The following is a 12,969-nucleotide window of genomic DNA, read 5'->3' on the forward strand; positions in this document are numbered from 1 at the left end:
GGCAAAGAAGAATGGAGTTATGATTGCGACGATGATTAAAGTATGGATTATCGACCGCCACTTCGCTTGCCAAGATGCAGCAAGCCAAATAATTAAGATTCCAAGCAACGTTCCAATATAGGCGTTACGCCCTTTGTTCACTGAGATGGCAACTAAGCTCAAAATGGTGAGTGTTAAGTACAACCATCGATGCTTTGGACCCTCAGTAAACATATAAGTAGCATAACATACTAACGCGCCCATTACAGCAAATAAAATCCCTGGATTCCTAACTGATTCTCCAGCGCCTCGTTCTGAAACACCTGTCATTCCAAAGATGTAGTCATAAGAAAGAGCTTGGGGGAAAAGGTATGACTTCATATTGAAGAGGATATAAGCTATCAGGCACACGCCGAGCCCAATTAAAAAACCTTTTATCCGCTTAGGAGTGTTTAATAGAATAACAAGCGGAAAGTAAAGAAGTAAATAGATAATACCTGACATATCATACCAGATTTGTCTCCAATCTGAATTCAGCAACCACATCCCACGGGCATAACCAAATAGTGTTATAAAAACCAAGATGGTAATGGCTGCGCCAGCAAGTGAAGTTTTAGGTTGCTTATCTTTCCCGAGCATTAAATACTCCCATATGGAAAGAATAATAGCTGTAAAAAGAAGAAGGTCTTCTGTATTGAAGACGTTCGACCCTCCAGTCAAAATTCTGGCTAACATAGATGGTAGTGAACCTGGGCCAAAGAATGTGGAGTTGAGAATTATGATCGGTAAAATGATCCAATCAGGGGATCTTAAAATGAGAATAGTGGATATTCCTATAACAATAATCCCAATGGCTATTTCCGTTTTATCAAGCATCTGATAAAGACAAATCCCTGCTATTCCAACAAAGAATAGCATAAGGAAAGAGAACCGCAAAGAAGTTGTAGTAGAGGCGTAGTAATCCGATTGCGAACGGTTTACCGCATATCGCATTCCCCATCCTATTCTTTTCAAACCGTTGAATAACGGCATCACTCTAATCATTTTCTCCTATTGTTGGTTCTCTATGCTACTTTTTCAAACCTACCGCTTCAGGGTAAGTAGTCTTAAGTGCCCCATACATGTCGGACACAAAGCCTTTAAGTATTTGGTAATCAGCTTCCGGGTCACCGCTTTCCTTAACTATTACACGATAGAAGAAAGCTGAACTTCCGCGAAGCCCTAGGATTTTCCCAGCCCAGCTTTCGAATTGGATTCGTAAGTGGCTTGCAGTATCCTGGCCTGAAGAGTTACGCCACCAATAGAAAGCGGTAAGATATTGGTTATTGCTGTCTCTTACTCTAAGCATATGAACTTTTATCGTTCTGTTGAGCGAATCGATTTGTAGTTCACGTTCCTTATCCACTAAGATTTTCTGGCCTTGATTTGAAAAACATAGAGTCGGATCATGGAACGCTCCGCTGTGGGTGGCGGCCATGAGCACAAAGTCGACTTGATCGCCTGCGTCATTTCTATAGATACGCCAGGAGATGCCCTGAGGCCGAAGCATTTCATAAGCATCTTTTCCCATGTCCCTATCTTTATCTATGGCATGCCAGTTACCTGCATCCATCGGAACCTTGCTTCGTATTTCATCCTCACTTACCAGGGGGGGGTTGAACCTTTGGACACGGCTGTAGGTGAGTGCTGAAATCGCGATTAATCCAATAAGAATAAACACGTGCAAACGAGCCCGCTCTTTTCCTGTCTTGTTATCGCCCTTCGAAAGTTGATTTTCGTTTGGAACCTGATCTATTGTTTCCATCCCAGTAACCTCGCTAATCCAAAGAAGATTAAAAACGCTATAAATACAAAAAGGTATCCGCTATAGTCATGAGTTAATTGCCCCCAGTACATAGCCGATTCCTGTCCTTGTTGCACCCAAACCAACTCTCCTACTACTCCAACCATCGCAATACGAAGGCCGTTCATCAAGACCGCGATCGGATAGAGCAATGCCAGTAGGATAAGATTCTTCCACCAACCTAATTGATAAAGGGCGATAAAGAATAACGATAGGGTTAACAGAGAAATACTCAGCTTGAAACCAGCGCAAGGGATCCCAATATTGAGGATATAGTGGTCCATCTGGATAATACTGGTTGTTGGCATAGATGTGGCGAATTGCATCAATAGGAGATACTTATTGGCCATGATGGAAGACATGACTTGGACTTGATTCGTGTAAGCATCGAAAATGAATGGCGGAAGGGGAAGCATAAATAAAAGGAAAAGGTATGGAACTGATAACATCTTTGTCATCTGCTTGCCCAGTATAAAAAGGGAGGCGCCAAACAAAAAGGCAAAAAAGGATGCTTGATGAATAATTTGTGAATCAATTTGCTTACCATGTATTGCGCCGAAGAGACCGAGAATGACTAACGGCAATCCCCAGAGTGTTGGATTAATGCGAATCTTTTCGAATGCTTCACGGCGATTCCAGATAAGATAGCCGGCTAAAAACGGAACCAATACGCCATGTGAATAATAGCTATCAGCTTCAAACCATATGGCATACATAAACGTCCACATCTGTTTGAAAGAAAGAAATACCAAAATTGCAAACACCCCAACAAGAGCTAATGAAAATGGAGTTAGCTTTATCGGAAATGGTGTTGTTTTATTTTCAGTCGTTTCGCTCATTTAGTTACCTCAGCCATTGGTTCTAAGCTTTTACTCGGCTTGAAAGTCCAAAATTTGTTAGCAAAGAAATTCCAGAACATTACTATAACCGTCGCTACTACTTTGGGCAAGATTTGCATTCGATTGGAAGCGTGGCCATTTGACGTTAATGAGATGGTTAAATATAGTACGATGGTTGTGTTAAGCGCCATACCTACAACATTAACCGCAATGAACCGGACAAACTGTTGTCGGCGATTGGAAGCATCGGCACTTCGGAAGGTCCACCGGCTGTTCCAGTAAAACCCATTCAATACGGCTGTCCCAGTCGAGATAACATTGCTGATACAAACTTCAAAAGCTATCGCCCAACCGACCAGACCGATTGCTCCCATCACTGCTGTACCGACGTGATTAGGAATCATTATTAAGTTTTTGACAGAGTAATACAGTCCCCAATCAATGGCAGTACTTGAAAAACCGACAATGCAGAACTTGATAAATTGGCGAACACCGGGTGGAAGATCGCGCAAAACTTTCTTTTCTTTCATTCCGTTTGAATATTCAGTTTTGGTATCGAGTACCACGTTTGGCATTTGCCATTATCTCCCTAGTCATCAACGCATACCGGTCGGAAAAGTTCCAGGTATATTAGCTGTGAACTTGAAGGCTAGTACAGAAAGAGCAATCCATATCAAAATACTCAGCATTATATGTTTGTCTTCCAACAGGTCGTGTTCTGGCGCTCCACCTTTTTCGTTTATCTGCATCAAGAAAATATATCGAAGAATCGCGTAAAGAACGGGCGGAATTGTCCAATAAAGTCGAAAATGCGTATCAGCTGAAGGCGATTCTATCGCGTACATGCAATAAGCAACAATGGTGCCTGCTGCCATAATCGTGACAAATTGATCGGTTAGCGCTATTGAATACTGGCTGAGAGAACTGCGGTGGTTGGATCCCTCAGCACCGAGTATTACTAATTCATGTCGGCGCTTACCAAAGCCAATAAGCAGCGATAATAAGCCGGTGCATACCATAAGCCAGCGTGAAATTGAAACATCGATAGCTGCGGCTCCTGCCATTGCTCTCAAAATGAATCCCAATGAAATCATACAAACATCTAGGATGGGTTGGTTCTTCAAGCCGCTCGAATAAGCAATTTGAATAATAAGATATATCACAGAAAGCGCGGCAAACTTTATCGATAATAGACCTAGCCCAAGAACCAAATAGGCTGTTAGACCCAATGCGCATGCCCAAAGCACAATAGCAGTAGTGATGGCGAGGGAACATGGAACAATTCCGGCTGCGATTGGACGAAACTTTTTCTTGGGGTGCTGTCGATCTTTTTCAATATCCTTGACATCATTTAGTAAATATACGCCACTGGATAACATGCAAAAGACCACAAAGCCAATTGTGGCTTCGACCAGTGAGGAAATATCCTTAAAGTTTGGCTGTTTAAACCAAGCAAGACCAGGGATAGCCCCAGTAAAGATGACGCCGGCGTACAGCAGGATGTTCTTCACCCACTGACGAGGCCGCATAGCGCCAATTAACCCGATCACAACATTAGTTGTAGTCAGGTTCTTTACTTCCTTTATGGTTTTCTTGTTTTGTGTTTGCACAGGTGACATTAATTTAAATAAGCCAATTCTATTCATTTAAGAGCATCGAGAGTCGGTTATGATTGTTTTAGTAGGCTCCTTCTCCCTTCATAACAGCCGGGATCGTTAGCAATAAGATTTTCAAGTCCAGCCAAAAGGACATGTTTTCGATATAGAAAATGTCCATCTCGACCCAGTGATCGAAGGAGACATTGCTGCGTCCGCTAATTTGCCAAAGGCACGTAATTCCTGGTGTCACCGCTAGCCGCTGTGTGTGAATAGGAGTATATTGCTCCACTTCCGCAGGGAGAGGGGGGCGTGGTCCGACTAAGCTCATATCACCCATAAGAACATTGAAAAATTGTGGTAATTCATCAAGGCTAAGTTTACGCAGCCATCTACCTATAGGAGTGACCCGTGGATCATTTTTGATTTTAAAAGTCGGTCCCACCGATTCATTCAAATGCTGCAAGGACTCTCGTCTAGCCTCCGCATCAATGAACATCGATCTAAATTTATAGAAAATAAAGGGCCGTCCACGATGACCGATACGCACTTGTTTAAAGATAATCGAGCCAGGTGAAGTGACTTTAATCGCAATCGCAATTGCAAGAAAAAGCGGGAATAAAATAGCCAGCACGAAAAGGGCTGCCAGGAAGTCCAGGAACCTTTTAAAGGCAGCATATGGCACGATGCGTTTCTCAATATACTTATCGCACATTGAAGTTATATTAGGCAAGTCTGTTGAGATAGATTTGCTCATACTTTCTCTTACAGCGCTCTTGCGCATCTCTCCTATCGTTAGCTAATAACGACATAACAGGTTGGCAGATGGAACATATATAAAGATCAAACAACCGGGCAGCAAACGCTGCCCGGCGTCATATTACGAGAAATTGTCTTCATTAAGCGCCGTCGTCATCATCCGTAGGTTCGTTGCCAGACGTAAGTGACCGCTCGTGGCCGTTTAGCAGACCTCTCGGAGCGGTTGCATTACGTAAAGCGATTGACGCTTCATAGGACCGGCGATAATTCACATATCCAGGAGCATCTTCGTAGCGGACCTTATTTAAGACCACTCCTACAATATTGGCTCCAAAACGTTCCAATCGGTCCGTTAACTCTCCCTCTGATTCTGAAGCAGGCGCTCCCGCTTCATGAACTAGAATGACGTTCTTGACCGACTGCGCAATAATACCGGCATCAGCAAATGTCGAACCGGCGGGTGTGTCGATTATGATAAAATCAGTTCCACGAGAAGCCTGCTCGATAAAATGGGCCATCGCCGCTGAACGGAAAAGTCGAACAGGGTTTACCGGTGGTTGACCGGCCGAGATAAACAAGAGGTCAGTAACGCTCGTTGGCTGAACCACTTCTTCCATACGGGCGTTATTGCTCAAAATCTCATTAAGCCCAGCTTTATTCTCAACGCCGAAGTGGCGATGAAGGGCCGGTTGGCGAAGGTCCCCATCCACAAGCAAAACACGCGCTCCATCCCTAGCCAATGCAACCGCTAAGTTTGCGGCAACAGTTGTGCGGCCAACATTCGAAGAAGCGCTAGTAATCGCAACCGCTGGGCCGTGCATTCGGCCATTGGCGCCCAAGAGGTTCGTCGAAAGCATTTGATACGAAGCAGACAAGGCTGATACACTTTCGTTGTCCTTGGGTATGCTGGCGACTCGGATTTTGGGCAGAGCTGCAATTACGTTGTAACCAAGCGCCTTCTCGGTTTGAGTGACGTTGTAAGTTCCAGCGTCGAATTGATTAAGTAGCAGCACAAGACTGATCGCTAAGACCGCGCTTAAAGCTAGCGCCATCATTGTTTTGATCGGCGTTTTTTTATCAACAGGTGAAGTAAACGGTTCGTTAATTACTTTAATAACAGCAGAATTGACGGTCTCGTTTTCGCGAAGAAGGGCTTCGTTCAATTTAGTCTTCATCAGGCGCACGTCATTCTCAGCGATCTGAGTATCCATTGCATATTTAGCAAGCTGCTGCTCAGTATAAGGCATAGCCCGAAGTTTTGCATTCGCACTATCTAGCTGTCTTGTAGCTTCATTGATCCTTGTTTGTGCCACTTGCTGTTGAATGTTTCGACTAACAACTTCCTGCTTCATCATATCGTGGAGCGGATTAGAAGCAACTGATTCGTTTTGTTTTATTGACTGAGGAGACGCATTGATTTTATTAATACGTTTGTTATAGTCTTCAATCGAGAGCTTTAATGCGATAATTGTTGGGTGTTTAGGCCCTTTAACCATCACCTCTGAAGCAAGTATATTTTCCAATTTCGCTTTCTCTACGATAAAACCGTTTAGGGTTGGATTGAGCATATTATTAAAACTGCTCACTTTCATTTTTTCAAACCCTTTTTTCGTAAGCATCTTTTGCGCTTCAGCTTGAGATGTAACTGCTTCCAGTTGTGCTCTTTGAGCGTCGTTCAATACTCCTCTTAGGGAAGCCACTTCCGAGACCATGCTTCTTTCCGTATCGGTGAAGCTGACGCCTGAGTGTTTGGCCTGGTAGTCGCGATAGATGCCATAAGCTTGCTCGTATTTCTTCTTTTTGTCCTCAGCCTGGTCTTGAATAAATTGGCGTTGTGCTTGCATAAACTGGCGGTTGACTTCAGTGTAATACTCGCGAAACTTTGATTTCAATACTTCAGAAGCATGTTGAGCGTCTGCTTGGCTATCGCCAATAATATGAACCGTTAAAAAGTCAGTCCCTCGGTCGAAGTCGACTGCCAACCTTCCAACAAAATCAGCGTAAGCTGACTGTTGTCCCTGTTGGTCAGTGCCAAACTTTGCCATCGGTCCCCATGAACCACTTTGAGCTAAGTCGGTAAAAGTTGCTACTAGCAGCTTTTCCTTGGCGAACAATTCTCGGAGATTGTTCATGCGAGTCTCAACGTCACTTGTTGCCACCGCAGCGCCTTCATAGAGCTTAATGGACGAGTTGGAAGAGGGAAGGACTTCTTGAATGGTAAAGTGCCCGTCGTATTTCTTGGGTCCCAACACCGTGAAGAGGAACGTTAGGAGTGTGATAGGCACCACTACAAACGCGACTACCCACCAGCGTCGCAATAACGGTCTTAAAATCAGTAAAACACCCACGAGAATTCCTCCAGTAACTCACTTCGAAGCGTTATGGTCTAAACAGACTGTTCGAACTAAAGAATGTATTTTTCAGCAACCATGCTGTGTTTAAGATAGTATAGATGTTGCCTGCGTCAAATTTTGTGGCTTTGGGGACGTTTATAAGGTCTCCGGGCAACACGGCGATGTTCTGCTCGAGTCTTCCTTCGTTAGTTATCTTAATAAGGTTGAGTTTAAATCGCAGAACTTGGTTTGAATTCTTTGGGTCTTTGCGAAAGAGAACGCAACTACTCATCTTTGCGTTTGGTGTCTTATCGCCGCCAATCGAGATATAGTCCAATACAGTCTTGTTCTCTTGCCAGATATACTGACCAGGCCGCATCACTTCTCCAAGTAGAAAGACTCTGTTTTGAGTATCTTCCGGTACAAAAATGACATCGCCATCTTGAAGTTCATAATTCTGTGAAAGATCTCCATGATAGAGAACGGCTCGCAGATCGAGAGGGATCGATTCATTTGGGCTATCGCGATGCGTTATTGTCGCATGTCGAAGGTCAGCGCGATCTGCGACGATGTAAGACGCTTGTGAAAGCGCATCAACAACCCTATCCCCAGGCTTGAAATCATAAACGCCTGGTCGGTTGACCATCCCAAGGAGGGCAACTTTTGGCTTACGGGTTTGCAACATCGTAACAGATATCTTTGGGTCAATATAGTATTGGCCTTCTTTGAGCGCTTTTTCAATAGCTCTGGCAACTTCAGCAAGCGTTCTTCCTTCAGCTTGGACCGATCCGATGAGTTGCATAGAGATGGTGCCATCAAGAGATACCGGGGTTTGAGATGTTAAGGTAGTGTCACCATAGAGGGAAATCTGGACAACATCATCAACTTGCAGCCGATAGGTTTCCGCCACGTCAACCGTATATCCAAGGTTTGTTGACAGAATTAAGAACAAAACCATCAGATAGCTGAGGCGCATTTGTGTCTGCCCCCATTTCTGAATAGTTTTCAGTTTAAAAGTACAATCATTTCTGACAGATAACATTCTTTCCCCTACCCTATCTTAAAACCTTCATGCTCCACATTATTGTTGGTCTTATTACGCCTTATAAAGAGGGCATGTTTTATAATTGCTCACCTGCAGCTATAAAAAAACTCCAGTGGTACCAATATTGAATAATTAAGAGCGCAAGAATATCAACTTCAAATACGATTTGATCGAGAAAGAAGTTCCTTCATCCGCGTCCATAATCATTGCTATCCTTTGGCTAACTGAAGCCTTACTGATCCCTTTTATCGTTGACAGATTATATAAAAAAAAAACTGCTTCACTACAAGATACCTTAAATTCATCAGATCTCAGCTTTAGTATGATTTTCATCAACATTTATTTATACGTAACTAATGTGTAGCAATAGCAGATAAAATTATGCTTCAACTTGAGCTATTTGTTTTAAATTGGCCCTCTATTACGATTACAATTTCGCCCTTGGGGTCCTTCTTCTTGAAATGAGCGATGGCCTCACTCAATGGTGAAACAACCAATTCTTCAAACTTCTTCGTTAACTCTCGACAAACTACGACTTTTCTATCCCCTAATGCTTTTAAGGCTGTTTCGAGAGTGGAGACTAGGCGGTAGGGCGATTCATAGAGAACGAGAGTTTCTTCATCATCCCGATAGCTTTCCAGTAATCGTAAGCGCTCACCAGCCTTGCGGGGAGCAAAACCAAGAAAATGGAACCGCTGCGCTCTCATTCCTGCCGCAGAAATCGCTGTAGCTAAGGCGCTGGGGCCAGGGATTGGAATAACGAGAATTTTCGCTGAATGAGCCGCTTCAACAAGCAGCCCTCCCGGATCGGATATCCCAGGAGTTCCACTGTCAGTTACCAAAGCGATATTTATGCCCTCATTCAATCGGTTTATTAGATCATCAATCTTCGATCGGTCTGAGTGTTGATGAAAGCTGACAGTGGGAACGTGTATTTCAAAGTGGGTAAGCAATCGGCGCGTCATGCGAGTATCTTCTGCCGCAACCAAATCGACTTCTTTAAGGATTCGAAGTGCGCGCAGAGTGATATCTTCCAGATTGCCGATAGGGGTTGCAACCACGTAAAGGGTTCCTGGCATCTAACAGATTCTCCTTGGCAAAAGAACAATCGCAGGGGTGATTGCCCCTGCGATTGTAGTTATAATTAAGTAGGTTAGCGCCCCGCAGGCTTATTAGTTGGCGGTTTTTGCGGTGTTACTGTCGGCTGCGGGGATTTTGGCATTTTAGCCGTCATTGCCTGCATTAATGCTACTTCTTGCATCGCTTTGTCCTTCATCCTCATCTGCAAATAAGCATTTGCAATCCCCTGATGAATCATCAATGACGCTCGATCAGGGATAGAAGCAGATTTGGAGGCTTGTTCAAGTTGCTTAACTGCTTTATCGTTCTGCTTTTGTTCGATAAAGATGCTCGCGAGTTCGGTACGAAGCTGAGGGTCACCCTTCTCTCGAATAAGCACTTCAAGCGATTTGATCATCGTTTCAGTGTATTTATCTCGATCCGTTGGTTTCAGCGCAGGGTCCATGCGAAGTTCGTTAGCAACTCTCCACTTCAGGTAGGCGTTTAAAAGAGGCGCGAACGAAGGTTTCTCAAGCAAAGCCATCAACTCTAATTGAACCTGTTTCCTTTTCGCTGGTTCAAGGATTTGACCTTGCACTTCCTTGTTATATCGCATAAGCGCGTTAAATGTCGGTTCCACCATCTCAACTTTAGCGCTCTCCATGAGCTTACTGGCTTCCTCTTGAAATTGTTGAGAAGCCAGGTTATCTTGAATTTGCGTTATAATGGCGGCCTTGTTTTTATCGAAATCTGCCTGCTTAAATGACTTAGACATCCGCGAATCGGCAACGTAGAAAATACCGTAGCTACTAGGAAATGCAGGGTTTTGGAAAACGATCGGGTCGGATATCTGACCTTTCCCAATGGTAGCAACGGCTTTTATGGCTTTATAGTTGGGATCGAATTGTAGCTGTGCTTTACCGATCCATGCCAATTCGCCTTTCCTCTTTTTTGCCTCGGGAGGGTCTTCAGAGTACTTCTGATAGGCCTCATCAAAGCTCATTCCGGCGCGAATCTTCTGTACGATATCTTTTGCATTTTGCTCAGCAACCGGCGCAGTCTTACCCTTTCCGGCGATTATGAGCCGATAGAGATGAACTTCTTCAAAAACGCCTAAAGCATCCGCTTCTGTGACCTTGATGCTCGCTTTTTTCTTATCAATCAGCGCTTTCATTATTAGCTGAGTTTTAATAAATTCCACTGAAAGGGCATTACCGCCCTGCTCTTTTTCAACTTTCTCAATTCCTTTTTGAATGGTCTTCTCATCAGGCATGACCCCCTGATCATTAGCCATTTTCTCGTAAATGGGTTTATAGAGCGCTAAACTAAGTGCTTCTCCCTGCAAATTCAGGTCATCTAAAGCCGACTGAGCAGGTCTGGCATTCCTTAGGAAATCGTATGCAGCATTAAAATCATTTGAACCTACTTCCAGGCCGTTGACTTTCGCTATTGTCGTTTGCTCAGCATTCTGGTTGCCTTTTCCAGGCCCCATATCCCCGCTGAAAAAGCTGATCATACCGACACATAGGATAATTGCTAATCCTATAAAGATAACCTTATCGAAGCCTTTATTGACCCATCTGCGCATTTTCATAATTGACATGATTCTTTATCTCCATGTAGCGGTCAAAACTTTGTTAAGACCGCAAAATCGTTTTGGGGAAATCCCCTTATCTCTGCCGGACGAATAGATTTATTAATACTTATGCTTCAAGCAATTTGCGAATACCGAGAATGCAGCGATGTGATATTTCATCAGAAGTTAGGCCTTCGATACGGGCATGAGTTTCAAGTGATAAAAATCCGTTGTACCCATCAGCTTTCAAGGCTTTAAACTGGCCTGCGTAGTCTATCTGACCTTCTCCAACGATGACGAAATTATCTTCACCCCCCGATGATACCGCGTCTTTGATATGTACGTGGGCAAGATATGGCTTAATTGCGTTATAACCGTTAGGAAAAGGTGTTTCTCCAGCGCAAAAGGCGTTGCCCGGGTCCCAGCATACTTTAATATAGGGCGAATCGATCATTTTGAAAACACGCGCTGTCTCTTCGCCGGATCCCAGCATACAGGAATACTCGTTTTCAAGAATAAGAGTCACTCCTGCCCGCTCAGCCATTTTTATCGGTTCCGCCAATGCCTCTGCAATTTTCGTAACCAGAGTATCAGTCAGTTTCTCCGTTCGCCAGAATGAGAAAACACGGACGAAAGGAGTTTCGAACTCATTAGCGATTTCTAAACAGTGCGCAAGGAGCTTCAATTGCTCATCGAGTGGCGTTTGTGCGGCTAGATGCAGCGGACCCGTCGGTCCGCCTTCGCCTTCAAAATTACACTTATAGAAGGGAGACGCAATCCCGCATATGGTTAGGTTATAATCTTTGGCGATCCGCTTGCAGCGTTTACGAGCATCAGCATCGATTTTGGTGACATTATCGCCCCAAAGCCCGCGCAGTTCTGCTCCTTCTACGCCGTTTTCGTTCATCCATTTGGCAACTGTTTCGAAATCTTCTGAAACTTCGTCGGTTATAACTGCTAATCTCATATATTTTCCTGCTTAATGATGAATCCTAGCCGACCGACAACCTTTTTGTCAAGTTGAGGGTTCCAAGGTTCGTTTAGGTATACTCAACCATAATGAGAAAGGTCATCATAAAACAAGTTCGAGAGCACATACAAGAGGTTTGGGAGGCAAGCGGTCGCTCAGAAGAAGACCCTGGATTGAGAGCACATTTTAATGAAAAGCCCCGTCTGCCCGTTACTGTAGTATGTAGTCATCTCGATAAAGAAATTAATCACGGAAATATTCTTCGAATCTCCGAATGTTTTCGCGCAGAGGAAGTGATTTTCGGAACAAGAGGCGGGGATATACTGGACATCTCCGGTTCAGTCGGCGCTCAAGTTTGGCAGCCTTGGCGATGGTCGGATGCTGAAGAGATACTTTGCGAGTTAAAAGCGAAGGGCTATCATCTTTATGCTTTGCATCTTTCCCCCCAAGCAAAAGCGGTGCAGAAGATGACTTGGCAATTCCCTGCTGCTTTGGTTCTAGGTCAAGAACTCGAAGGGTTCCGTCCTGAAGTCCTCGCGCTATGCGATGAGCACGTTGCCATTCCCCTTTATGGCCTGATCACTTCTCTAAATGTAGCCGTTGCTACCGGCATCTGCTTGCACCACATCGCTGATTACTACCATCACCACACCCCCACCTTCACCCCCGCCAGGGCCGTGTCGCAACGTTTGGTCAAGTGATTGGCTCTTAAGGCGAAAGGTGTACTCCATCAGTGTCAAATCGAGGGATGGCTTGTGCCTGTAGCATCCTCCTCTAGAATCTTCCAGACAGATTCTTCACTTCGTTAAGAATGACACGCATTTGCTAAAGCTACGGCGTGTATGGGCTTTACCCCTCACGCGGGTCTCTTGTAGGGGCGTAGCTTGCTGCGCCCCTCGTAGGGGGTGAGGTCTATCAAGCTCGTCACCGGAACCCTTCGATATGGCCTGACGGCCTACTCAGGGAGGCGG

At 44.5% G+C, this 12,969-nt stretch carries 12 protein-coding genes; 1 reads left to right on the forward strand and 11 read right to left on the reverse strand.

Features of this window, described 5'->3' with window-relative positions; genetic code table 11:
• The 11 genes from WCO51_03625 to WCO51_03675 all read right to left on the reverse strand — a co-directional run.
• On the reverse strand, window positions 1–1,023 hold a 1,023-nt coding region (locus WCO51_03625; GenBank protein MEI6512346.1), incomplete at its 3' end, for a hypothetical protein.
• 25 nt (window positions 1,024–1,048) lie between these two features.
• Window positions 1,049–1,783: an exosortase C-terminal domain/associated protein EpsI gene (locus WCO51_03630; GenBank protein MEI6512347.1), complete on the reverse strand. Its 735-nt coding sequence runs from the start codon at window positions 1,781–1,783 to the stop codon at window positions 1,049–1,051.
• A complete protein-coding gene (locus WCO51_03635; protein ID MEI6512348.1) occupies window positions 1,771–2,661 on the reverse strand; it encodes an exosortase/archaeosortase family protein in 891 nt (296 codons plus the stop codon). Before WCO51_03635 ends, WCO51_03630 begins: the two co-directional genes overlap by 13 nt.
• A complete protein-coding gene (locus WCO51_03640; GenBank protein ID MEI6512349.1) occupies window positions 2,658–3,236 on the reverse strand; it encodes a GtrA family protein in 579 nt (192 codons plus the stop codon). The genes WCO51_03635 and WCO51_03640 overlap by 4 nt, the downstream gene beginning before the upstream one ends.
• A 21-nt stretch (window positions 3,237–3,257) precedes the next feature.
• Window positions 3,258–4,280, reverse strand: a complete 1,023-nt coding sequence (locus WCO51_03645) for a decaprenyl-phosphate phosphoribosyltransferase (protein MEI6512350.1) — start codon at window positions 4,278–4,280, stop codon at window positions 3,258–3,260.
• Window positions 4,281–4,338: 58 nt separating this feature from the next.
• Window positions 4,339–5,013, reverse strand: a complete 675-nt coding sequence (locus WCO51_03650) for a sugar transferase (protein MEI6512351.1) — start codon at window positions 5,011–5,013, stop codon at window positions 4,339–4,341.
• A 142-nt stretch (window positions 5,014–5,155) separates the two neighbouring features.
• On the reverse strand, window positions 5,156–7,363 hold the full coding sequence (locus tag WCO51_03655) for a polysaccharide biosynthesis tyrosine autokinase (GenBank protein ID MEI6512352.1): 2,208 nt from the start codon (window positions 7,361–7,363) through the stop codon (window positions 5,156–5,158).
• 31 nt (window positions 7,364–7,394) lie between these two features.
• Window positions 7,395–8,390, reverse strand: a complete 996-nt coding sequence (locus WCO51_03660) for a polysaccharide biosynthesis/export family protein (GenBank protein ID MEI6512353.1) — start codon at window positions 8,388–8,390, stop codon at window positions 7,395–7,397.
• Window positions 8,391–8,779: 389 nt separating this feature from the next.
• Window positions 8,780–9,472: a 16S rRNA (cytidine(1402)-2'-O)-methyltransferase gene (rsmI, locus tag WCO51_03665; GenBank protein ID MEI6512354.1), complete on the reverse strand. Its 693-nt coding sequence runs from the start codon at window positions 9,470–9,472 to the stop codon at window positions 8,780–8,782.
• A gap of 74 nt (window positions 9,473–9,546) precedes the next feature.
• Entirely contained in the window at window positions 9,547–11,055 is a 1,509-nt protein-coding gene (locus WCO51_03670) for a peptidylprolyl isomerase (GenBank protein ID MEI6512355.1), read from the reverse strand.
• Window positions 11,056–11,155: 100 nt separating this feature from the next.
• Window positions 11,156–11,995, reverse strand: a complete 840-nt coding sequence (locus tag WCO51_03675) for a sugar phosphate isomerase/epimerase family protein (protein ID MEI6512356.1) — start codon at window positions 11,993–11,995, stop codon at window positions 11,156–11,158.
• Window positions 11,996–12,087: 92 nt separating this feature from the next.
• On the opposite strand from WCO51_03675, the gene WCO51_03680 reads away from it, so the two are divergent.
• A complete protein-coding gene (locus WCO51_03680) occupies window positions 12,088–12,699 on the forward strand; it encodes a TrmH family RNA methyltransferase (GenBank protein MEI6512357.1) in 612 nt (203 codons plus the stop codon).
• Window positions 12,700–12,969 lie beyond the last annotated feature (270 nt).

The organism is bacterium, assembly GCA_037131655.1.
Classification (GTDB): domain Bacteria; phylum Armatimonadota; class Fimbriimonadia; order Fimbriimonadales; family JBAXQP01; genus JBAXQP01.

What these genes read in the sequence shown, in the direction of transcription:
- WCO51_03630 (MEI6512347.1), bottom strand. Translation starts at nt 1,783, where the DNA reads ATGGAAACAATAGATCAGGTTCCAAACGAAAATCAACTTTCGAAGGGC.
- WCO51_03635 (MEI6512348.1), bottom strand. Translation starts at nt 2,661, where the DNA reads ATGAGCGAAACGACTGAAAATAAAACAACACCATTTCCGATAAAGCTA.
- WCO51_03640 (MEI6512349.1), bottom strand. Translation starts at nt 3,236, where the DNA reads ATGCCAAACGTGGTACTCGATACCAAAACTGAATATTCAAACGGAATG.
- WCO51_03645 (MEI6512350.1), bottom strand. Translation starts at nt 4,280, where the DNA reads ATGTCACCTGTGCAAACACAAAACAAGAAAACCATAAAGGAAGTAAAG.
- WCO51_03650 (MEI6512351.1), bottom strand. Translation starts at nt 5,013, where the DNA reads ATGAGCAAATCTATCTCAACAGACTTGCCTAATATAACTTCAATGTGC.
- WCO51_03660 (MEI6512353.1), bottom strand. Translation starts at nt 8,390, where the DNA reads ATGTTATCTGTCAGAAATGATTGTACTTTTAAACTGAAAACTATTCAG.
- rsmI (MEI6512354.1), bottom strand. Translation starts at nt 9,472, where the DNA reads ATGCCAGGAACCCTTTACGTGGTTGCAACCCCTATCGGCAATCTGGAA.
- WCO51_03670 (MEI6512355.1), bottom strand. Translation starts at nt 11,055, where the DNA reads ATGTCAATTATGAAAATGCGCAGATGGGTCAATAAAGGCTTCGATAAG.
- WCO51_03675 (MEI6512356.1), bottom strand. Translation starts at nt 11,995, where the DNA reads ATGAGATTAGCAGTTATAACCGACGAAGTTTCAGAAGATTTCGAAACA.
- WCO51_03680 (MEI6512357.1), top strand. Translation starts at nt 12,088, where the DNA reads ATGAGAAAGGTCATCATAAAACAAGTTCGAGAGCACATACAAGAGGTT.